Annotated in this window: 23 protein-coding genes and 1 riboswitch; of the genes, 14 read left to right on the forward strand and 9 right to left on the reverse strand. The window is 29.9% G+C overall.

The annotated features are described in order from the left end of the window. Positions 1–53: 53 nt before the first annotated feature. Positions 54–1,559, reverse strand: a complete 1,506-nt coding sequence (locus KSU54_RS09405) for a Na+/H+ antiporter NhaC family protein (protein ID WP_008792541.1) — start codon at positions 1,557–1,559, stop codon at positions 54–56. Positions 1,560–1,610: 51 nt separating this feature from the next. After that, positions 1,611–1,778: riboswitch (Lysine riboswitch) on the reverse strand. 136 nt (positions 1,779–1,914) lie between these two features. On the opposite strand from KSU54_RS09405, the gene KSU54_RS09410 reads away from it, so the two are divergent. Genes KSU54_RS09410 through KSU54_RS09425 form a run of 4 tightly spaced genes read left to right on the forward strand, consistent with a single transcriptional unit; the run spans position 1,915 to position 3,265 of the window. Beyond that, positions 1,915–2,259 carry a class I SAM-dependent methyltransferase gene (locus tag KSU54_RS09410; RefSeq protein WP_003535509.1) on the forward strand — a complete coding sequence of 115 codons (345 nt, stop codon included), beginning with the start codon at positions 1,915–1,917 and terminating at the stop codon, positions 2,257–2,259. A gap of 42 nt (positions 2,260–2,301) precedes the next feature. Continuing rightward, complete coding sequence (locus KSU54_RS09415; RefSeq protein WP_117792143.1) at positions 2,302–2,625, forward strand: hypothetical protein; 324 nt, start codon at positions 2,302–2,304, stop codon at positions 2,623–2,625. Then, on the forward strand, positions 2,622–2,840 hold the full coding sequence (locus KSU54_RS09420; RefSeq protein ID WP_003535514.1) for an HAD family hydrolase: 219 nt from the start codon (positions 2,622–2,624) through the stop codon (positions 2,838–2,840). The genes KSU54_RS09415 and KSU54_RS09420 overlap by 4 nt, the downstream gene beginning before the upstream one ends. Before the next feature lie 23 nt (positions 2,841–2,863). Continuing rightward, a complete protein-coding gene (locus KSU54_RS09425; RefSeq protein WP_259394520.1) occupies positions 2,864–3,265 on the forward strand; it encodes an HAD family hydrolase in 402 nt (133 codons plus the stop codon). Between the two features lie 25 nt (positions 3,266–3,290). Here KSU54_RS09425 and KSU54_RS09430 read toward each other — a convergent pair whose 3' ends face one another. The 7 genes from KSU54_RS09430 to dnaA all read right to left on the reverse strand — a co-directional run bounded on the left by KSU54_RS09430 (position 3,291) and on the right by dnaA (position 12,380). Then, positions 3,291–3,800 carry a GNAT family N-acetyltransferase gene (locus tag KSU54_RS09430; protein ID WP_003535516.1) on the reverse strand — a complete coding sequence of 170 codons (510 nt, stop codon included), beginning with the start codon at positions 3,798–3,800 and terminating at the stop codon, positions 3,291–3,293. 53 nt (positions 3,801–3,853) lie between these two features. After that, complete coding sequence (gene gyrA, locus KSU54_RS09435; RefSeq protein WP_117792141.1) at positions 3,854–6,313, reverse strand: DNA gyrase subunit A; 2,460 nt, start codon at positions 6,311–6,313, stop codon at positions 3,854–3,856. Positions 6,314–6,330: 17 nt separating this feature from the next. Then, complete coding sequence (gene gyrB, locus KSU54_RS09440; RefSeq protein ID WP_003535518.1) at positions 6,331–8,256, reverse strand: DNA topoisomerase (ATP-hydrolyzing) subunit B; 1,926 nt, start codon at positions 8,254–8,256, stop codon at positions 6,331–6,333. Next, complete coding sequence (gene recF, locus KSU54_RS09445; protein ID WP_003535519.1) at positions 8,256–9,353, reverse strand: DNA replication/repair protein RecF; 1,098 nt, start codon at positions 9,351–9,353, stop codon at positions 8,256–8,258. The genes gyrB and recF overlap by 1 nt, the downstream gene beginning before the upstream one ends. Further along, positions 9,353–9,559, reverse strand: coding sequence for a S4 domain-containing protein YaaA (gene yaaA, locus KSU54_RS09450; RefSeq protein ID WP_003535520.1), 207 nt, complete (start codon positions 9,557–9,559; stop codon positions 9,353–9,355). The genes recF and yaaA overlap by 1 nt, the downstream gene beginning before the upstream one ends. A gap of 209 nt (positions 9,560–9,768) precedes the next feature. After that, complete coding sequence (dnaN, locus tag KSU54_RS09455) at positions 9,769–10,878, reverse strand: DNA polymerase III subunit beta (protein WP_003535521.1); 1,110 nt, start codon at positions 10,876–10,878, stop codon at positions 9,769–9,771. A gap of 155 nt (positions 10,879–11,033) precedes the next feature. Further along, complete coding sequence (gene dnaA / locus KSU54_RS09460; RefSeq protein ID WP_003535522.1) at positions 11,034–12,380, reverse strand: chromosomal replication initiator protein DnaA; 1,347 nt, start codon at positions 12,378–12,380, stop codon at positions 11,034–11,036. A 689-nt stretch (positions 12,381–13,069) separates the two neighbouring features. Here dnaA and rpmH point away from each other — a divergent pair. The 9 genes from rpmH to KSU54_RS09500 all read left to right on the forward strand — a co-directional run bounded on the left by rpmH (position 13,070) and on the right by KSU54_RS09500 (position 17,620). Beyond that, complete coding sequence (gene rpmH, locus KSU54_RS09465) at positions 13,070–13,204, forward strand: 50S ribosomal protein L34 (protein ID WP_003535525.1); 135 nt, start codon at positions 13,070–13,072, stop codon at positions 13,202–13,204. A 40-nt stretch (positions 13,205–13,244) separates the two neighbouring features. Beyond that, positions 13,245–13,583 (forward strand): ribonuclease P protein component, encoded by a 339-nt coding sequence (gene rnpA, locus KSU54_RS09470; RefSeq protein WP_003535526.1) that lies wholly within the window; start codon positions 13,245–13,247, stop codon positions 13,581–13,583. Continuing rightward, positions 13,584–14,480, forward strand: coding sequence for a YidC/Oxa1 family membrane protein insertase (locus KSU54_RS09475; RefSeq protein WP_003535528.1), 897 nt, complete (start codon positions 13,584–13,586; stop codon positions 14,478–14,480). Positions 14,481–14,488: 8 nt separating this feature from the next. Further along, positions 14,489–15,088: an RNA-binding cell elongation regulator Jag/EloR gene (gene jag / locus KSU54_RS09480; RefSeq protein ID WP_003535530.1), complete on the forward strand. Its 600-nt coding sequence runs from the start codon at positions 14,489–14,491 to the stop codon at positions 15,086–15,088. A gap of 43 nt (positions 15,089–15,131) precedes the next feature. Beyond that, entirely contained in the window at positions 15,132–15,314 is a 183-nt protein-coding gene (locus tag KSU54_RS18855; protein WP_226814512.1) for a hypothetical protein, read from the forward strand. Then, positions 15,301–15,654 carry a GNAT family N-acetyltransferase gene (locus tag KSU54_RS09485; protein ID WP_226814513.1) on the forward strand — a complete coding sequence of 118 codons (354 nt, stop codon included), beginning with the start codon at positions 15,301–15,303 and terminating at the stop codon, positions 15,652–15,654. Before KSU54_RS18855 ends, KSU54_RS09485 begins: the two co-directional genes overlap by 14 nt. Before the next feature lie 58 nt (positions 15,655–15,712). Continuing rightward, complete coding sequence (locus KSU54_RS09490) at positions 15,713–16,018, forward strand: hypothetical protein (protein ID WP_003535534.1); 306 nt, start codon at positions 15,713–15,715, stop codon at positions 16,016–16,018. Further along, on the forward strand, positions 16,002–16,364 hold the full coding sequence (locus tag KSU54_RS09495; RefSeq protein WP_003535536.1) for a MerR family transcriptional regulator: 363 nt from the start codon (positions 16,002–16,004) through the stop codon (positions 16,362–16,364). The genes KSU54_RS09490 and KSU54_RS09495 overlap by 17 nt, the downstream gene beginning before the upstream one ends. Before the next feature lie 65 nt (positions 16,365–16,429). Beyond that, positions 16,430–17,620 (forward strand): MFS transporter, encoded by a 1,191-nt coding sequence (locus KSU54_RS09500; RefSeq protein WP_003535538.1) that lies wholly within the window; start codon positions 16,430–16,432, stop codon positions 17,618–17,620. Positions 17,621–17,865: 245 nt separating this feature from the next. Here the strand turns inward: KSU54_RS09500 and rho are convergent, their stop codons facing one another. Continuing rightward, positions 17,866–19,050 (reverse strand): transcription termination factor Rho, encoded by a 1,185-nt coding sequence (gene rho, locus KSU54_RS09505; RefSeq protein ID WP_003535540.1) that lies wholly within the window; start codon positions 19,048–19,050, stop codon positions 17,866–17,868. 175 nt (positions 19,051–19,225) lie between these two features. On the opposite strand from rho, the gene KSU54_RS09510 reads away from it, so the two are divergent. After that, entirely contained in the window at positions 19,226–20,149 is a 924-nt protein-coding gene (locus KSU54_RS09510; RefSeq protein WP_008792550.1) for an AEC family transporter, read from the forward strand. Positions 20,150–20,480: the final 331 nt, after the last annotated feature.

The following is a 20,480-nucleotide window of genomic DNA, read 5'->3' on the forward strand; positions in this document are numbered from 1 at the left end:
ATATAACCGTTATTTAATATAATTATAAAATAAAGTATAAAGAAAAAGGACACTTAGTCCTTCTTTGCTTTAAAATTATAAAAATATTTGGTTATAAAAATAAATATGAATAAGGCAATTATTGCAATCACAAATGTCAATACAACATTTGTAGTAAAACCAGCAACTAAATATCCAACAACACAAGCTCCAGCAACTAACATTGCGTAAGGTATCTGAGAAGTGACGTGATTAACATGATTACATTGAGCTCCGGCCGAAGCCATGATCGTCGTATCAGAAATTGGTGAAATATGATCGCCACAGACTGCCCCTGCTAAAATAGATGCAATCGCAATTACAAGCATTTGTGAACCTTCGGGGAAAATCGAAGTCGCGATAGGAATTAAAATTCCAAAAGTTCCCCATGAAGTCCCCGTTGCAAATGCTAGACCTGTTCCAACTAAAAATAAACAAACCGGTAAAATTGCTGTAGAGATACTAGCTCCCTGCATTAAATTATAAACAAAGACCCCAGCTTGTAATTTATCTGACACTAAATCCCCTAAAGTCCATGCTAAAGTAAGTATAATCATCGCTGGAACCATCGTTTTGAATCCCATTGGTATACATTTAGCAAAATCTTCATAACTAATAATCTTTCTAGGAAGATACAAAATAAAGATAAATACTAGTGTAAAAAATGATCCCAAGACCAGTCCTCTTGAAGCATCGCAGTTAGTAAAAGCCGTAATGAATGATACTCCTTCAAAGAAACCACCTGTGTATAACATTCCCACAATACAACTAATGATTAAGAAAAAAACTGGCAATAATAGATCATAAACCCGCCCTTGATCAGAAACTTCCATTTCTTCTCCTTCTTCATAATCATTTACACCATTATGCACATCACCATTTTGAGCAGCTATTTCATGATGTTTCATTGTTCCAATATGAAAATCTTTCTTAATAACATAAGTCACCATTACGATTGTTAATAAAGCATACAAGTTAAAGGGAATTGTTTGTAAGAATAAACTAAAACCATCACCACTTGTATAACCACTTACAGCAGCCGCCCAACTAGAAATTGGAGCAATAATACAGATTGGAGCCGCAGTACTATCAATAATATAAGCTAATTTTGCTCTTGAAACACTAAATTCATCTGTTACTTCACGCATTACACTTCCAACTGTTAAACAATTAAAATAATCATCTACAAAGATTAAAATTCCTAACAAGAAGGTTGAAAATAGTGAGCCTTGTCTTGATTTTATTTTTTCTTTTGCCCAAAGTCCATATGCTCTACTTCCACCCGCTTTAGTCATCAATGTAACTATAATTCCTAAAAATATTAAGAATATTAAAATACCGATATTCCATGTATCACTTAAACTTCCAATCATTGTATCAAACATAACATTAACAGTATCAATAATATGAAAGTTACTTAACAGTAAAGCCCCCGAAACAATTCCAAAAAATAATGATAAATAAACTTCTTTAGTTTTTAATGCAATTAAAATTGCAATGACCGGTGGCAATAACGCCCACCCTGTTTGTACAAAATCCATCTTTTCCTCCATAAAAAAATACTTTAATTGGCAACAATCAAAGTACTTATATACTAAGATAGCGCTCCACATGAATGTGACAGGAAATTATATCTTCTATAATCCCCCAGGTAAATAGTAATTGGTGTTACTATTTCCTTCGGCAAATCACCCTTTCGCAAATGCTGTCACCAAACATTACATTTTGCTACTATTGATCATTGCACCTCTACCAATTATTTAATTTTATCCTCCATGAGTTTATCAAAGCAATTTGTTCTTGTCAATAAAATTGTTCTAAAGTGAGAACATTTTATATTTATTTAACTATTGACAGGAACGTAACGTCACTTGCTAGAATGAAAAAGCAAGGGAGGTGTTATTTATCGAATACACATATAATCAATTTTGTCCCAATGCCAAGATACTAGATATTGGGTGTGGTGATGGAACTATTTGGTTAAATAATCAAAATAAAATTTCTAATAATATTTCGATTACTTTAGCTGATATTTCTCTGAAAATGCTTGAAGAATGTCAAAACAATACTCAACATTTACCCCAAATTAAAACAATTGAAGAAGCTGATTGTTATTATTTACCATATCTTGATAAAAGTTTTGATGTCGTTATAGCAAATCATGTTTTCATGTATTTTGACGACTTACCAAAAGCATTACAAGAAATCAATCGTATTTTAAAAGATGATGGAATTCTCTAATGTTCAACTATTGCTAAAGATATGATGAAAGAAAGAGATGTTATGTTAAAAGATTTTGATTCAAAAATCTCATTTAATCAAGAAATTTTATATCAACTCTTTGGTTATGAAAATGGTAAAACAAAATTAGAAAAATATTTTCAAGATATAAAATTATATGATCGAAAAGAGGTTTATGAAATAACTGACTTGGATCTTTATTATCAATTTATTTTAAGTGGTAAAGGTCTAAGTCTTAATCTTGAGCCACTATATAAAAAGAAAAAACAACCATATGAATATATGCAAAAATATTTAAATAAAAATAATCTTTTTTATTTGACTACCCATGCCGGAATGTTTGTTGCAAGAAAGAGGAAAAAATGAAGATAATTGGTAGTGATTTTGACGGTACAATTACTACAAATAAAGTAATTCTACCTGAAACTAGAAAACAAATTAAACAATTTAGAGATGCTGGTAACATCTTTATTATCGTAACCGAAAGAAGTCCTCAGAAATTCAAAGATGGTATTAAGAAATATGATATTGATTTCTTTGATTATGTCATTTGTGCTAATGGAGCTGTTACATTAGATTAACAACTAAAAGTAATAATAAAATAATAACCGCAAATACGATGTCCCAGAGTATTGTAATCAATAACCTAGAAGATTTAGAAAATATAAGAAATGAAATTATTTCGTTTGCCTTAGAATTTGATTCTATTGCCCAAAGAAAGCAGTATACATTTGACCAAATTGAAAATATTAATGTCTTTCATAATTCCCGCTATACTGATATTTTAGCTAAAGATATTTCTAAAGCATCTGAATTATTAAAACTTTTCTATCAATTAAAAGCTGAGCAACTTTATACAATTGGAGATGGTGAAAATGATATTTGTATGCTGCAATGTACTGATAACAGTTTTACTTTTAATCATGTTGAAACAGTTATTAAAAATAGTGCACAGTATCATTTTGATATAATAGAACAAATATTAGCTTTTATTAATCAAAATTAACTCTCACAATTAAGTGAGAGTTATTTTATATTCCAAATTCTTTTGCATATTTAACTTCGCCACTAATTTTACCAGCTCTAAATATCAGTTTTTTTGCCATAAAATTAATTGAAGGAATTCCCTTAGGCACTTTGATTCCAAACTGTTCAGCTGGTAAATATCCAAATCGTGGATAATAGTGCTCACTACCTAAAACTAAACAATATTCATATCCTAATTCTTTAGCAATTTGATGGCCTTTGTTAATTAAAGTACTACCAATCCCTTGTTTTTGAAATGCTGGTAAAATAGCTAATGGTGCTAAAACTAATACTGTATCATTTCCAACTTTTGCTGTTGTAAACATAATATAACCAACGAGCTGATTATCAATTTTAGCAACTAATGATAATTTTTGAATATAATTATTACCAGTCCTTAAAGCTATAACTAAATCTTGTTCATTTCCATCACTATGTTCAGCTGTTGCAAAAGCGGCTTTTACTACAGTATATATTTCATTAAAATCTTGTTTTTCTTCTGGTCTTATAATCATTTTATTTTCCTTTTTCAAAGAATTAAAAGTATCGCTAAGCGATACTTTTAATTCTATTCTTCTTCAGATTTATCTTCTTCTGTTTCAGCAGCTTTTTCAACTACCTCTACTGAAGATACCTTGTTTTCTGCATTTACTTTAATTAAACGTACTCCTTGTGTAGCTCGACCGGCTGTTTTAACTTGTTCCATTGGTAAACGAATCATGATTCCATCGTCAGTAATGATTAATAAATCTTCATCGCCATTAACAGCACGCAATGCAACGATTTGACCATTTCGCTCTGTTGCATTAATAGTTTTAACCCCTTTACCACCACGATTTGACAAACGATACTCTTCTAATGGCGACATCTTACCATAACCACGTTCTGTCACAACCATGATATATTTACCTTCTTTATCAGTTGTCATTCCGATAACTTCGCTACCATCAACATTGATTCCTTTAACCCCACTAGCACTTCGTCCCATTGGCCGAACATTAGTTTCTTCAAAACGAACTAATTTACCGTTAGAGGCGGCGATTAAGATTTGATCATTACCACCTGTTAATTTAACCGAAACTAATTGATCATCATCTCTTAAGCTTATCGCAATCTTTCCAGATTGACGAATTCGTTCAAATTCATTGATGTGAACTCGTTTTACTAAACCGCTAGCAGTTACAAAGAATAAATAATAATCATTATTTTCTTCAATTTGCTTACGATTAATACTAATCATCGATTTAACTTGTTCTTCTTTATCAAGATTTAATAAATTTACAACAGGTAAACCTTTAGCCGAACGTCCAAACTCTGGAATATTATATCCTTTTAAACGATATACTTTACCAAAATTTGTAAAGAATAATAGATCATCATGAGTCGACATATTAATTAACGAACTTACAATATCATCGCTATTAGTTGCCATTCCCTTGATTCCTCGTCCACCACGGTTTTGTGTTTTGTATGTATCTACTGGCATTCTCTTAACATATCCATTATTAGTTAAAGAAATAATAACGTCTTCTACTGGAATTAAATCTTCGTCTTCTAAATCAAATGTTCCTTGAATAATTTCCGTACGGCGTTTATCACCATATTTATCTTTAATTTCTTCTAATTCATCATGAATGATCGATAATAAACGTTCTCTATTTTCTAGGATATCTTTTAAATCAGCAATAATTTCTAATAATTTATTTAAATCATCTTCAATTTTTTGTCTTTCCAAACCAGCTAGACGTTGTAATTGCATTTCTCGAATTGCTTTAGCTTGTTTATCAGACATATTAAATTCTTCCATCAATCTAGTTTGAATGATTTCAGTAGTACGACTTGATCTAATTAAATCAATAATAGCATCAATTTGATCAAGAGCTCTTTTTAATCCTTCTAAAATATGAGCTCGGTCTTCAGCTTTAGTTAATCTGAATTTAGTACGTCGTTTAATTACTTCTTCTTGATGATCAAGGTATAAAGTAATCATTTCCTTTAGATTTAATGTTTTTGGTTCATTATTGACCAAGGCAATGCAGTTAGCCCCGAAGGTTGTCTGCAATGATGTTAATTTATATAATTGATTCAAAATTACTTCTGGTTGAATATCCCGACGTAATTCAATTACAACTCGAATACCATCGCGATTTGATTCATCACGTATTTCTGTAATTCCTTCAATTTTCTTTTCCCGAACTAACTGTGACATTTTTTCAATCATCCGAGCTTTATTGACCATATAAGGAATTTCAGTAACAACAATAACTTTTTTACTTCCTTTTTCTTCAATTTCCGTTTTTGCTCGCATGACAATTAGACCATTTCCTGTCTCATAGGCTTTTTTAATTGCTGTTTTACCTAAAATATAACCACCAGTTGGAAAATCAGGACCTTGAATATAATTTTCCATTAATTCCATGATTGTGATATCCGGATCTTTTGCAACTGCTAAAATTGCTTCAATCACTTCTACTAAGTTATGAGGTGGAATATTAGTAGCCATCCCAACTGCAATCCCCGTTGAACCATTAATTAGTAAGTTGGGAATACGAGCCGGTAAAACCGCCGGTTCCTGTTCTTCACCATCATAGTTTGGAATAAAATCAATTGTATCTTCCTTTAAATCACGAACCAGCTCACTAGATATTTTTGACATTCTTGCCTCAGTATAACGTTGTGCTGCTGCTCCATCACCATCGATTGAGCCAAAATTCCCATGACCATCAACTAACATATAACGATATGAGAAATCTTGAGCCATTCTAACTAAAGCTTCATATATTGAAGCGTCACCATGAGGATGATATTTCCCCATAACTTCTCCGACAATACGGGCAGATTTCTTATATGGTGTACCTGGAGTACATCCCAAATCACTCATCCCGTAAATAATTCTTCTTTGAACTGGTTTTAACCCATCTCGAACATCAGGTAAAGCTCTTGATACGATAACTGACATCGCATACTGCATAAAAGAGTTTTTCATTTCAGATGTTAGTTTTACTTTTCTAATTCCCCGTTCTTCCATTATTTATCTCCTTTATCTTAAATATCTAAATCAGTAACGTATTTAGCGTTTTCTTGAATAAATTCACGTCTTGGTTCAACTTTTTCACCCATTAACATATCAAAAATCATATCCGCTTCCATTGCTTCGTCTAAATCAATTTGATTTAAAATTCGTTTTTCAGGATCCATCGTTGTTTCCCAAAGTTGTTCTGCATTCATTTCTCCAAGACCTTTATAACGTTGAATACTATATTTAGCACCTTCACCAATCTTAGTTTTCAAATCATCTAGTTCTTCATCACTATAACAATAATATTCATCTTTACCATGTTTCAATAAATAAAGTGGTGGTTGAGCCGCATAAACAAAGCCACCTTCAACTAACGGTCTTAAATAACGATACAAGAATGTTAACATTAAGATTCTGATGTGCCCACCATCAACATCGGCATCGGTCATAATTACAATTTTATGATATCTTAATTTATCTAGATTAAACTCTTCTCCGATTCCTGTACCAAACGCTGTAATCATAGAACGAATTTCAGCATTTCCAAGGATTTTTTCTAATCTCGATTTTTCAACGTTTAAAATTTTTCCACGTAATGGTAGAATTGCCTGAATTCGACGGTCACGTCCCATTTTGGCACTCCCCCCAGCGGAATCCCCTTCGACAATAAAGATTTCACATTCACTAGCATCTTTACTTGAACAGTCAGCTAATTTACCTGGCAAGTTTGAAACTTCAAGAACATTTTTTCTTCTTGTCATTTCTCGAGCTTTTTTAGCTGCCATTCTTGCTCTTGCTGCAACAATAGCTTTATCAACAATAATCTTAGCTGTATCAGGATTTTCTAATAAAAATTTATCTAATGATGCGCTAATAATATTGCTGGCAATTTTTCGAACTTCAGCGTTACCTAATTTTGTTTTAGTTTGTCCTTCATATTGGGGATCAGGATGTTTAACCGAAATAATCGCTGTTAAACCTTCACGAACATCGTCACCAGATAAAGCTTCTTCATCTTTCTTTAGCAGTCCTTTACTTTTAGCATAATTATTAATAACTCGTGTTAAAGCTAAACGGAAACCTTCTTCATGAGTTCCCCCTTCATGAGTATTGATATTATTACAGAAGGAATAAATATTTGATTGATAACCATCATTATATTGCATTCCTACTTCAATTGTAATTTCTTGCTGCATATCTTCAACATAGATTATTTCTTCATGAATCGGTGTTTTATTTTTATTAATATAGGCAACATATTCTTTAATTCCGCCCTCATAATAATATTCATGTTTTCGATCCACACCGTTACGTTGATCTTCTAACGATAAACGTAATCCCTTATTTAAAAATGCTAACTCTCTAATTCTTTGTCTGAGTGTATCATAATCATAAACAGTACCCTCTTTAAAAATTATTTTATCAGCCTTAAAAGTAACAATTGTTCCTGTTATATCAGAGTCACCAATAATCTTTAATTCACCTGCTGGTTTCCCACCATTTTCAAAACGCTGATAATATTCATGTCCATCACGATGAACATTTACTTCTAACCATTCTGAAAGCGCATTTACAACTGAGGCTCCAACCCCATGAAGTCCACCAGATACTTTGTATCCGCCACCACCAAATTTTCCACCAGCATGTAATACTGTAAAAATTGTTTCAACTGTTGAGATTCCAGTCTTAGCATGAGTACCGGTTGGCATTCCTCGACCGTCATCAATTACTTGAACAACATCATCATCCTTTAAAATTACGCGAATATGACTAGCATATCCAGCTAATGCCTCGTCAATCGAGTTATCAACAATTTCCCAAACTAAATGATGTAATCCCCTAATTGAAGTTGTCCCAATATACATTCCTGGTCTTTTACGAACCGCTTCAAGTCCTTCTAAGACTTGAATATCGGATTCATCATAACTATGTTCTACTTTTTCTTCTGACATTATGTAGCCTCCTTGCCACCCTTAATATAGATTTTTTTTGCCTTTTCAACAATTTGATGATTAATTCCATCAATTGAAGTTGTTGTAATAAAAGTTTGAATTTTCTGATTCAAAATATCTAATAACATATTTTTACGCGCTTCATCTAACTCAGATAAAACATCGTCTAATAGTAAAACAGGATATTCTCCTATTTCATCTTTAATCAATTCAATCAACGCAATCTTTAGACTTAATACAATCGTTCTTTGTTGCCCCTGTGAAGCAAATAAATCTGCAGCATTGCCATTCATAAAGATTTTCAAATCATCTTTATGAATTCCTAAATGACTTTGCATATATCGAATATCTCGCTGATGATTTTTTTTATATAATGCTAAAATATTTTCATACGTTAACTCTTGTTTAAGGAAACAACTGTATCGTAAGCTAATTTTCTCATTATCATTTTTAGCAATTAAATTATAAATAGAAGTTACTTTTTGATTTAAATTCTTAATAAAATCAATTCTTTTTTTAATCAACTCTACTTGCAATCGTGCCATCTGTTCGTCAAGTACTTCTAAATATTCATCACCATCACGATTCTTTTGATTTAAAATTTTTAAATACTTATTTCTCTCCTTAAGTAAATTATTGTATTTACTTAAATTAAAAACATAGATAGGTGAGATTTTTGATAATTCTAAATCAATAAAACGTCGGCGATTATTTGGACTGCCCTTAATTAAATAAAGATCATCAGGAACAAAAACTACGACATTTAAAAGACCAACATATTCACTAATTTTATAAATATCCTGGTCATCTATTTTCGCACGTTTAAAATCACTCCCAAGAATCATTTCTAAACTACGGAGCTTATTATTGGAAGTGACTTCACCTTTTACTTTCGCAAATTCGCAATCAAACATAATCATCTGCTTATTTATATGAGTTTTAAAAGATTTTCCTACTGACAATAAATAAATCGCTTCGATCAGATTAGTTTTACCTTGTCCATTACTGCCAATTAAAATATTGATATCACGATCAAACTCAATAAAAAAATGATTATAATTACGAAAATTGTCTAGACATAATGAATTAACTTTCATTAATCAATAACAAAAGACTCTCCATTAAATTCTATCTGGTCACCAGTTCGAAGTTTCTTGCCTCTTCTTGTTTCCACTTCACCATTAACCATCACTAATTCATCTTTAATAACCATCTTAGCTTCGATTCCACTAGAAACACATCCTGCATACTTTAAAAACTGTCCTAGGGTAATATATTCATCTCTTATTTGAATTTTTTTCATGACTATCCTCTTTTTTTATAAAATCTAGAGTTATTATAACATAAATTGTTGTTAAAATCAAAAAAATAAGCATTTTAACGCATTTTTTATAAAAATGAATAAAATCTTATTTTTTATTAAAATTCGCTCATATTTAAAATTTATCCACATATAAATAAAACAACTAGTAAAAAAATACTTTCACGAAAAAAAAAGCTACATAATGTAGCTTAGAAAGTTCTTACTGGTAAAACTAATTGAATTACATCATCTTTTTCAAAATCTTTAATAATAAAAGGTTTCATTTCTCCAGTAAATAAAATTTTAATTTTTGGTTCATTAAAAGCTCTAATTGCATCAGTTGCATATTTTGAACTAAATGAGATACTTATTGGTGTTCCTTTATAAAAAGATTTATCTAAAATTTCTTCTACAGAACCGATTTCTTGCATATATGATGATAGGACGACTTTTTCATCAGACATATCTAATTTAATAATATTATTTTGTTCATTTGTTAGTAATGAAACACGATCAATAGCATTTAATAGATAATGAGCATCTAAATCTAGTTCATAATCAAAAGCATCAGGAATTAAACGATTAGTATCTGGGAAAGTTCCATCAATTAATCGTGTTTGAATAATATTATTATCAAACACATAAAGGACTTTACGATCAGAAACATACATTTCAATCATTTCATCACGTTCAATAATTTTTGAAATTTCATCTAAAGATTTTTGAGGAATTGTAATATTGAAAGTAACGTCTTCATCTAAAGATACAATTTTCTTAGCTAGACGATAGCTATCCGTTGCTGTACATTCTAATTGACGATTTCCTGCTTTAAAGTTGATTCCTGTTAAAATTGGTTTGTGTTCTTTATCACTAGCAGCAAATTTGGTCTGTGAAATAATATCTTTTAAAGATAGTGCATTTAATAATACTTTTGTTCCAGTTTTTGATAAATCAATTCGTGGATAATCTAAAACATCAGTACCATTTAAGTCAAATTTAGAAGTTGCTCCCGAAATTCTAGTTAAAGCACCATCTAAAATCTCAATTTTAATTTCATCACTATCAATCTTACGAACAATATCTAAGATGTAACGAGAATTTAAAACTACCCCACCAGTTTGATAAATCGTTAAATCTTCATCTTTTTCAATTTTAGTTTGAATTGTAATGTCAGAATCACTACCAGTTAGAATTAAACAATCGTCTTGTAAATCAAACTTAATTCCAGTCAATACTGGTAAGGGACTTCGAATTGAAACTGCTTTAGTTGCTTTAGCAAGAGCATTTAATAATTTAAGTCGTTTTATTTTAAAATTCATAAATTTCCTCCTTGTGACTAATTATATATAATTATTTAAAATAATGCTATTAATATTATTATAGTGTGAATATTGTGCATAAGCATTAAATAAGCTGATATAATCAGTGTTTTTTATGTGTATAACTATGTGTGCAATTTGTGGTAGTTTTGTGTCTAAACGATACCTAATTTGTCTTTTAACTTATTTATTGCTAATTTGTAGTCAGGATCTTTCTTGATTTTAGTTTCTACGCGAGCACATGCTTTCATTACTGTTGAATGATCTCGATTGCTAAAAGTAGCCCCAATTTCAGCAAAAGTAATATCTAATAATTCCCGCATTAAATACATACACATTTCTCTTGGGGTTGTTAATTTACGTGTCTTGTTTTTTGAAATTAGCTGACTGATTGTCAGATAATAGAATTCTGCAGTTGTTTTTAAAATACTTTCTTTAGTTAGGGAACTCTTTGGATTTTGAACAATTTTATCATCTTTAAAAGATTCTAATGCAAAAGCCATATCAATATTATTAGTATGATTCATAATGCTACAGAAGAAAAGACGTTTTAAAGCCCCTTCAAGACTACGAATATCTTTACAATAATGATTAGCCATAAAATCAACAACATCATCTTGAATAATTAAAGAAGGATTATCAAGATTTTCTATCTTTTTTTCTAAGATAGCGCGAGCTGTTTCAAATTCTGGCGGATCAATTCCGAAACTTAATCCTGAATTGAAACGGCTGATTAAACGTGATTCAATTCCTTGTAATTCTTCAGGCATCTTATCACTTGTAATAACAATTTGTTTATTATTATTAATTAATTCATTAAAAATGTGGAAAAATATCTCGCTGCTTTTTTCTTTATTGAATAAAAATTGAATATCATCAATTAATAAAATATCGAGATTTTTATACTTATCATAGATTTCATCACCATCACGGCCTTTCATTGCCCCAATAACTTCATCAACAAAATCTTTACTTGTAATATAACGAATTCTAAGCGCTGGATTTACTTCTTTTGCATAATTTCCAATTGCATTTAATAGATGGGTCTTACCTAATCCAGGATTACTATAAATAAACAGTGGATTAAAATTAGAACCCGGATTAGTAGATACTAATAGAGCTGCATTTTGTGCCATGCGATTAGAACTTCCTACAACAAAGTTATCAAATGTCAAGGTACGATTCAGATTATCTCTAAATGGCGTTTCTTGTTTAACGGCAACAGATTTTTTAAAGTCTTCTTCACCAACGATTTCAAGATTAATTGATGAAGCTAACATCCCAGAAAGAATATCTTCAATGTCTTTTTGGTTATTTTTAATTGTTTCAACATTAAATGAAAATGGGGTTGTAATAATAACTTTGTTATTGTTAATGGATGCTATTTTTGCACTTCGAAAAACAGATTCCATGATTACTTTATCGATTTTACGTTCTTCTGGCAAATTTTGTTTTTCTAAAGTGTCGAGGCATAATTGCCAAATCTTACTATTATCGCTCATTTTTTAACCTCCGCAAACCTCATTATAAGTTAATAAAATGTAAATTTAAAGGATAAAAACAGTTAAAAAAGAGTGTTCACAAAGTTATTCACAATAATTGTTACATTTCCGTAGGTTTTTATTAGAAATTCACAATATTCACAACTTTACTTGTGCATAAAGATTTATGTGAATGTGAAAAATGTGGCTATCTAGTTATCTAGAAACTACTGTTCATAATAAACTCACAATAGCATATTTGTTATTCCAAGCACTTTGAGAGTTTTTCACATTTATTCACATAGTAAAAAATAAGGGTATGACTTTGTGCATAAGTTGTGTGAAGTTTAGGTTAATTTATGATTAATTAGCAAGATTCGTCGAGAAAGAAGTCACAAAATAATGTTACTTTTTATCGAAAATCAAGAAAATCCTTATAAATTAAGGTTTTTTTATTCTTAATAGCAAAAAGAAAAGCACAATTTAATGTGACTTTTGTACAATATAAACTATTTTAATAAATCTGAATTAATAAATTTGTCTAAAAAGATTTTTTAAAATTCACATTATTTTGTGAGATTTGTAAAATGTTAGATTTTCCTAATTATACTTTTTCCCGTAATTTCATTGACTTAACGAGCTTTTTCATATAAAATGGTGAGGCATATGTTATTTGTATAAAAGTATAAAAAATTTTGGAGGTGTAATTAATGAAAAGAACATATCAACCAAATAAGAGAAAAAGATCAAAAACTCATGGTTTTAGAGCTAGAATGGCTACTGTAGGAGGAAGAAAAGTACTTGCACGTCGCCGTAAAAGAGGAAGAAAAGTCTTATCTGCTTAAGAAAAATCCACTTTACGGTGGGTTTTTTTTCTAAAAATTTATGAAAAAAGAATTTAGAGTACGAAAAAATGAAGATTTTAGCCGTATTATTAAGAAAAAACAAAGTATGGCTAATCGTTCTTTCATTATATATTACCTAAAAAATGATTTAGATCATGCTCGAATTGGGATATCAGTAAGCAAAAAACTTGGAAAAGCAGTAATTCGTAACAAAATTAAGCGTCAAGTCAGAATGATGCTTCAACAAACAATTAATTTCGATGATAATTATGATTATATAGTTATTATTAGAAATAAATATTTAGATTTAGATTTCAATTCTAATCTAAATGAGCTAAAATATTTATATAAAAAAATATTAAAAAGGATGGAAAAATAAATGGTGTTAGATAACAAGACTAAAAAAATCTTAAAAGTATTTTGTTTAGTTTTCTTAGTTGCTATCTTGACAGGATGTGCACAAAATCTTGATGCAAACGGTAAATTAATTGCTTCTAGGGCAATTACAAGTTCAACTCCTTGGTCATTTGATGCAGGGTGGTTTGATTTTATCTTTGTAATTCCTTTAGCTAAAGGAATCTTATTCATTAATGATTATGTAGGAAATGTAGCTTTTGGGGTAATTGGGGTTACAATTATCGTTAATATTATCACTTTACCTATTATGATCAAATCAACCGTCTCAACGCAAAAAATGCAATTATTACAACCAGAGATGGAAAAGATTCAACGTAAGTATAAAGGGCGTAAAGATCAAGCTTCACAAATGCGTCAAAATGCAGAGATTCAAAATTTATATAAAAAGAATAATGTAAGTATGTTTGGATCATTTGCAACATTCCTTACATTACCAATCATGTTTGCAATGTGGCAAGCAGTACAAAGAATTGATATATTATATTCTACATATATTTTTGGAATTAATTTAGGGGCTAAGCCAATCAGCCATATTATGGATTTGGATATTGCGTATATTGTTTTATTGGTTTTAGTTGCAGGAACACAATTCTTTGCAATGCAAATTACTCAAATAATGGCAAAACGCTCACCAAAATATCGTCCTAGTCAACAAATGAAGTCGATGAATACAATGAACAATGTAATGACGATCTTCATTGTTTACTTAGCTGCTACAATGCCTGCAGCAATGTCGTTGTACTGGATTACAACAAATGTTATTAATATCATAAGAACAGTATATATTCAATTATTCCATATTGAGAAAGCAAAAAAGGAAGTTGAATCAACAACTACTAATTTTCTAAATAAAAAGTAGGTGAAAATATGAAAAGATATACGGCAAGAACAGTTCAAGATGCTGTAAATACAGCATGTCAAGAACTAGGTGTAACAATTGATGAATTAAATTATGAAGTAATTAGTGAGACAAAAACTTTATTTACTAAAAAAGCTGAAATTGAGTGTTATACAATTCCAATGATCCAAGAATATATTGAAAGTTATATTCGTCGTTTTATTGGAGATATGGGATTTGAAGTGGAAACAGTTTCTTATCTACAAGATGGTCGTATTTACTGTAATATTAATACTAGTAATAATTCTATCTTAATTGGAAAAGCTGGAGTTATTCTACGTGCAATTAACTTTATTGTTAAAAATGCCGTAAGCAATACCTTTAAGAAAAGATTTGAAATTAGCGTTGATATTAACGGATATAAAGAAGACCGTTATAAAAAAGTAGCATCAATGGCTAAACGTTTTGGAAAACAAGTATTGCGCACGAAAGCTGAAATCAAGCTTGATCCAATGCCTGCTGATGAACGTAAAGTAATGCATCAAGAACTTTCTAGATTTGAACATATTAAGACAGAAAGTCATGGTGAAGGAAAAAATAGACATATGGTTATTTCATATGTAGATTAGACACATGTTATCATGTGTTTTTTCTTTAAGGAGTGATATGAAGATGAATATAGAATTAGCAAGGGCAACTGATGTAAATGAGATCGAAGCGTTATATGGAGCAGTTGTAGACGATTTACTAGCCAATGTAAATTATCCTGGCTGGAAAAAAGGAATTTATCCAACTCGTGATGAAGCAATTTTTGGAATAGAAAAAAAAAGAATTATATGTAATGCGGCAAAATGATCAAATAGTGGGGAGTATTGTTATTAATCATGTCCAAGAAGAAAATTATCAATTAGCAGCTTGGAAGATAGATGCACAAGATCATGAAGTTTATGTAATTCATACTTTAGCTGTTCATCCACAATTTAAAGGATTAAAAATAGCTCAAAAATTATTAGAATATGCTGATGAATTAGCTAAAAATAATGGGGTAAAAACAATTCGTTTAGATGTTCGTAAAGGCAATGTGCCGGCAATCAAGCTATATGAGCGTTGTGGTTATACATATGTGGGAGCAATAAATCTTGATTTTAGGGGTTCTGATCTTGGCTTATTTGAATTGTATGAAAAAATAATTTAAATAATGCTTGCCCTATAGTTAGGTTTAAGTAGTATGCTTAACTTAGGAGGACGACTTCATGGATAAAATAGTTATTAATCAAGAACTTTTATTGCTACTTCAAAAAAATAAAATAATCGCCACAACGTCAAACTTTAATTACCGGGATCAAGCAGTCATATCACTAATCAAAACATTGATTACTATGGGATATAATAGTAGTGATATCTTAGAATTGATTGATGAAGAAATGACTTTGCTGGATATTCTAGAATTTCATCAAGATTTGGTAATTAATAAACAATATGAATGCTGCTGTTTAATTAATAAATTAAAGAAAATGATTGAAGAAGTTAAGGAAGAGACCAATGGAATATACAATTAAAGAAGTAACTAAAAAGTACAATCTAAGTGCTTCAACACTTAGATATTATGAAAAAGAAGGATTACTACCTAAAATAAAAAAGAATCAAAGCAATCAAAGAGTTTATGATGATGATGATCTATCGTGGTTAGACATAATTATGTGTATGCGTAAAACGGGAATGACGATAGCATATATAAAAAATTATATTGAGTTGTGTCAAGAAGGTGACAATACGATTAATCAACGATATGAAATTTTTTTGAAACAGAAAGAAATATTATTATTGCAGCAACAAGAGTTGGAAAAGAATATTGAGACAGTGAATTATAAAATTAATCTATATAAAGAAAAGTTATTAAAATAGATAGCAAGAATTATTGCTATCTATTTTTCTTTCAATTATAATCAATATAATAAGTAGGTGATAAGATGAATAAAAATAAATTATTAATGTTCTTTATTATTAATGGACTTTTTAATTTAGCCGCTAATTATGCTCATCCAATTACTCCAACAGTAATAAAAAATCTTCAACTGGGAGATTATATGTTTGGTGTTGCATTTGGGGCAATGATGGGATTAAATTTTTTATTTTCACCATTTTGGGGAAAATTAAATGAACAAATTAACAGTAAAACAACGATGTTGATCTGTAGTATTGGTTACGCAGTTGGTCAAGTTTTGTTTTGGCAAGCAAATTCACAAAATAGTGTGATATTTGCAAGAATGTTTTCAGGCGTTTTTACAGGAGGTTCTTATGTAAGTTTTTTAACCTATGTCGTTAATGTTACACCACCTGAAAAAAGGGGTCAAAATCTAACTGTTTTAGCAACAGTTGCAAGTGTTTGTGCTGCTTTTGGTTATTTTATAGGGGGGATGCTTGGGGAAATCTCAATTGATTTAACCTTTGCAGTTCAAGCAGCTACTTTAGCTAGCTGTGGTATTTTCTTTTATCTTTTTTGTGAAAATGATGTTGTTTCACCAGTCAAACAAAAAGTTGCTTTGCTCATAAAACAAGCAAACCCTTTTAATTCATTTAAACAAGCAAAAGTATTTATAGATAAAAAATATTTAATTATGTTTACGATCTGCTGCCTTGCATTTCTTGGTTTTACTGCTTTTGAACAAAGTTTTAATTATTATATCAAAGATATTTATAATTTAACATCAGGTTATAATGGAATTATCAAGGCTGCAATTGGAATTATTTCTTTAGTTGCTAATGGTACGATTTGTTTATGGATCATTAAGAATACTAATGTTTCTAGATCGTCAATGCTGATTTTATTGTTGAGTAGTGTTACGATGTTAGGGGTTTTAGCAACAAATAATATAATTATATTTATTGTGATGAATATAATTTTCTTTGCATTGAACGCAATCATTATACCAGTGACTCAAGATTTAGTAGCTAGCCGTTCTAATGATACTAATAGTAGTATTGTAATGGGATTTTACAACGCGATAAAATCATTGGGTGGAATTATAGGTGCCTTGATGGCTGGTTTCTTTTATACATTTAATCCTCGCTTACCATTTATTTTTGGTTTTGTTGCTTTCCTTTTAGCAACTGTTTTATCATACTACTATTATCAGCAAAATAAATTGCACAAAAGTTAAAACATTGTTATAAATGTTTTGATTTTTTTTATTTAACAAGAGTAGAATAAAATTATAGGAAATAGTAAAGCTAATGAATCATGATGAGGCTACGTTTTTTAGTATAATTAGTATTATGGTAATAAATAAGATTAAAAATAAATAAATCTGGTTAGCTTAATACTTGCACAACCAGATTTAGCAGAAATTCATTATTTCAAAGAAGTGTGTTAGTATGTAGAAGTAAATAACTAAAACTAACTATATTATTTTTGATGTTTTGTTGAAACTAAAATATTTTTTATTAATACTTCATTATCTTTAGTTTTTTCAAACATATTTAATAATGAATCAGTTGCTTGTTCGATCGTAGTTTGATCTAAAGATTTTCGAATTATTTGCATTGCTTCATATTCATCTTTGCTCAATAATAAATCTTCTCGACGAGTACCGGATTTTTGTACGTCAATCGCGGGAAAAATTCTCTTTTCTTGTAATTTACGGCTTAGTACTAGTTCCATATTTCCAGTACCTTTAAATTCTTCATAAACCATATCATCCATCCGACTTCCTGTTTCTATTAAAGCAGTAGCTAAGATAGTTAGACTACCACCTTCACGTGTATTTCTTGCAGCTCCAAATAAGCGTTTAGGAAAATAAAATGATGCAGGATCTAGACCACCTGATAAGGTCCTTCCTGAAGGGGTAACAGTTAAATTATTTGCTCTAGTTAATCGTGTTAAGCTGTCTAACAAGATCATTGTATCATATCCTTGTTCTGTTAAGCGTTTAGCTCGTTCAAGGGTAGTTTGTGCAACTTTGATATGACTTTCTGATTTTTCATCAAAAGTAGAGTAGATAACTTCAACATTATCAGCATCCAATGCTTCTTTAATATCGGTTACTTCTTCAGGTCGTTCATCAATAAGTAAGATAAATATCTTGATGTTTGGATAATTTTTTGATACAGATAAAGCAATATCTTTTAGTAATGTCGTTTTTCCAGCTTTTGGTGGTGCAACAATAATTCCTCGTTGACCTTTTCCAATTGGAGAAATTAAGTCAATTAGACGCATTGATAATTGTTCATTATCTTTACCTAAATATACTCTTTCATTAGGATAAATCGGTGTTAAAAATTCAAAAGCAATTCTTTTTTTTGCTTGATCTGGATTTTGTCCGTTAACTAAATCAACTCGCATAAGTGCATTATATCGTTCACCATTTTTAGAATTACGTGCATGACCAACTATTTCATCGCCATTTTTTAAATTAAAGCGTCTTATCTGTGATTGGGAAATGTAAATATCACGACTTTCTTGAGTATAATTTTTAGGTCTTAAAAATCCATAGCCATCAACCATTATTTCAAGAATTCCAGATGCTAATTCACCCAATTCGTCTTCTTCTTTGGTATTTACCTTATTTTTATCATTTTTTATACTTTCCATAGTATCTCCTTCTTATTGTTTTATTACAATTAATATTCATTATAATTTAGCTTGCTAGTATTATACAATAAAATTTATTAATATTCGTGATTGTCTTTTTCATTATTTGCAAATATCATTCTAAACTAATTAATATCGTGGTATGATTCTATCAATGAAAGATTGGGGGATTATCATGGATATTATGGTAGTTATTAACCAAATGATTCAATTATTTTTAATTATTGGACTTGGTTATTTTATGCAAAAAAAGAAAATATTAAATGATGAATTAAATACGAAACTAAATTTTATTGTTATTTCAATTACTACACCAGCACTTATTTTTTCATCTGTTTGTACAACATCGATTAGTGAAAAGAGTATGGTCATTTATACTTTAGCAATTGCTACAGCAGTGTATGTGGCCTTACCGGTCATCAGTTTTGTTTTAGTTAAATTAATGCGAATTCCAATGCACCAAAAAGGATTATACATGTTTATGACAATTTTTTCTAATACTGGATTTATGGGATATCCAATTATGAAAGCCTTGTTTGGTAATGACGCAGTTTTTTATACTGCTTTATTTAATATCCTTTTTAATTTAGAAGTATTTACTTTAGGCGTTATTTTAATTAATTATGGGAATGATGTAAAAATGAAATTAAATCCTAAAAATTTACTTTCACCCGGAGTAGTTGCTTCAATTATTGCAATATTTATTTATTTTTTAGAAATTCCAATTCCTGATGTAATTGCTAATTCATGTGGTATGGTTGGGGACATGACAACACCATTAGCAATGATGATCATTGGGGCAACCTTAGCTAATATTAAAGTTAAAGAGTTGTTCACAGAATTAAGATTATACTACTTTACGATTGTTAAACAAGTTATTTTACCAATTGCTGTTTTTCCAATCATTGCATATTTTATCAAAGATCCATTGATTCAAGGAATTACTTTGGTTAATTTGGCAATGCCGGTCGCTAATAGTGCAGTTCTTTTTGCTAAAGAATATGGTGGAGATGTTGAATTAGCAGCAAAAAGTATCTTTATTACTACTCTGGTCAGTGTCTTTACAATTCCGTTAATAGTTTCATTATTGCTTGTTTAGTATACTTTTATATTATTAAGTAAAGAACCTCGTGAATATAACGAGGTTCTTTACTATTTTGATTACAGAAAATATGTGATTAGGGGATATTAATTTTGGGAGAGGTCAATATCCCCACTTAGATTATATCAAACCAAAATAGTGTTATCAAATAAAAAAAGACCAAAATGGTCTAAAAATTAAATTTTTACTTATGAATAAAGTTATTTTTTGAAATATATTATAATTATTTGAAAAAAATAACATTTAATGTCACAAATAACAAGTTAGGGCTTTCATTCCCAAACAAGGCCAAAGTATTGTTTAAATAAATGTGTTATGAGATAGTAAA

Source organism: Erysipelatoclostridium sp. MSK.23.31, assembly GCF_019125875.1.
In the GTDB taxonomy this organism is placed as follows: domain Bacteria; phylum Bacillota_I; class Bacilli_A; order Erysipelotrichales; family Coprobacillaceae; genus Thomasclavelia; species Thomasclavelia ramosa.

Coding starts and splice junctions, on each gene's coding strand:
- KSU54_RS09405 (WP_008792541.1), bottom strand. CDS start 1,559: ATGGATTTTGTACAAACAGGGTGGGCGTTATTGCCACCGGTCATTGCA.
- KSU54_RS09415 (WP_117792143.1), top strand. CDS start 2,302: ATGTTAAAAGATTTTGATTCAAAAATCTCATTTAATCAAGAAATTTTA.
- KSU54_RS09420 (WP_003535514.1), top strand. CDS start 2,622: ATGAAGATAATTGGTAGTGATTTTGACGGTACAATTACTACAAATAAA.
- KSU54_RS09430 (WP_003535516.1), bottom strand. CDS start 3,800: ATGATTATAAGACCAGAAGAAAAACAAGATTTTAATGAAATATATACT.
- gyrA (WP_117792141.1), bottom strand. CDS start 6,313: ATGGAAGAACGGGGAATTAGAAAAGTAAAACTAACATCTGAAATGAAA.
- gyrB (WP_003535518.1), bottom strand. CDS start 8,256: ATGTCAGAAGAAAAAGTAGAACATAGTTATGATGAATCCGATATTCAA.
- recF (WP_003535519.1), bottom strand. CDS start 9,353: ATGAAAGTTAATTCATTATGTCTAGACAATTTTCGTAATTATAATCAT.
- yaaA (WP_003535520.1), bottom strand. CDS start 9,559: ATGAAAAAAATTCAAATAAGAGATGAATATATTACCCTAGGACAGTTT.
- dnaN (WP_003535521.1), bottom strand. CDS start 10,878: ATGAATTTTAAAATAAAACGACTTAAATTATTAAATGCTCTTGCTAAA.
- dnaA (WP_003535522.1), bottom strand. CDS start 12,380: ATGAGCGATAATAGTAAGATTTGGCAATTATGCCTCGACACTTTAGAA.
- rpmH (WP_003535525.1), top strand. CDS start 13,070: ATGAAAAGAACATATCAACCAAATAAGAGAAAAAGATCAAAAACTCAT.
- rnpA (WP_003535526.1), top strand. CDS start 13,245: ATGAAAAAAGAATTTAGAGTACGAAAAAATGAAGATTTTAGCCGTATT.
- KSU54_RS09475 (WP_003535528.1), top strand. CDS start 13,584: ATGGTGTTAGATAACAAGACTAAAAAAATCTTAAAAGTATTTTGTTTA.
- jag (WP_003535530.1), top strand. CDS start 14,489: ATGAAAAGATATACGGCAAGAACAGTTCAAGATGCTGTAAATACAGCA.
- KSU54_RS18855 (WP_226814512.1), top strand. CDS start 15,132: ATGAATATAGAATTAGCAAGGGCAACTGATGTAAATGAGATCGAAGCG.
- KSU54_RS09485 (WP_226814513.1), top strand. CDS start 15,301: ATGCGGCAAAATGATCAAATAGTGGGGAGTATTGTTATTAATCATGTC.
- KSU54_RS09490 (WP_003535534.1), top strand. CDS start 15,713: ATGGATAAAATAGTTATTAATCAAGAACTTTTATTGCTACTTCAAAAA.
- KSU54_RS09495 (WP_003535536.1), top strand. CDS start 16,002: ATGGAATATACAATTAAAGAAGTAACTAAAAAGTACAATCTAAGTGCT.
- KSU54_RS09500 (WP_003535538.1), top strand. CDS start 16,430: ATGAATAAAAATAAATTATTAATGTTCTTTATTATTAATGGACTTTTT.
- rho (WP_003535540.1), bottom strand. CDS start 19,050: ATGGAAAGTATAAAAAATGATAAAAATAAGGTAAATACCAAAGAAGAA.
- KSU54_RS09510 (WP_008792550.1), top strand. CDS start 19,226: ATGGATATTATGGTAGTTATTAACCAAATGATTCAATTATTTTTAATT.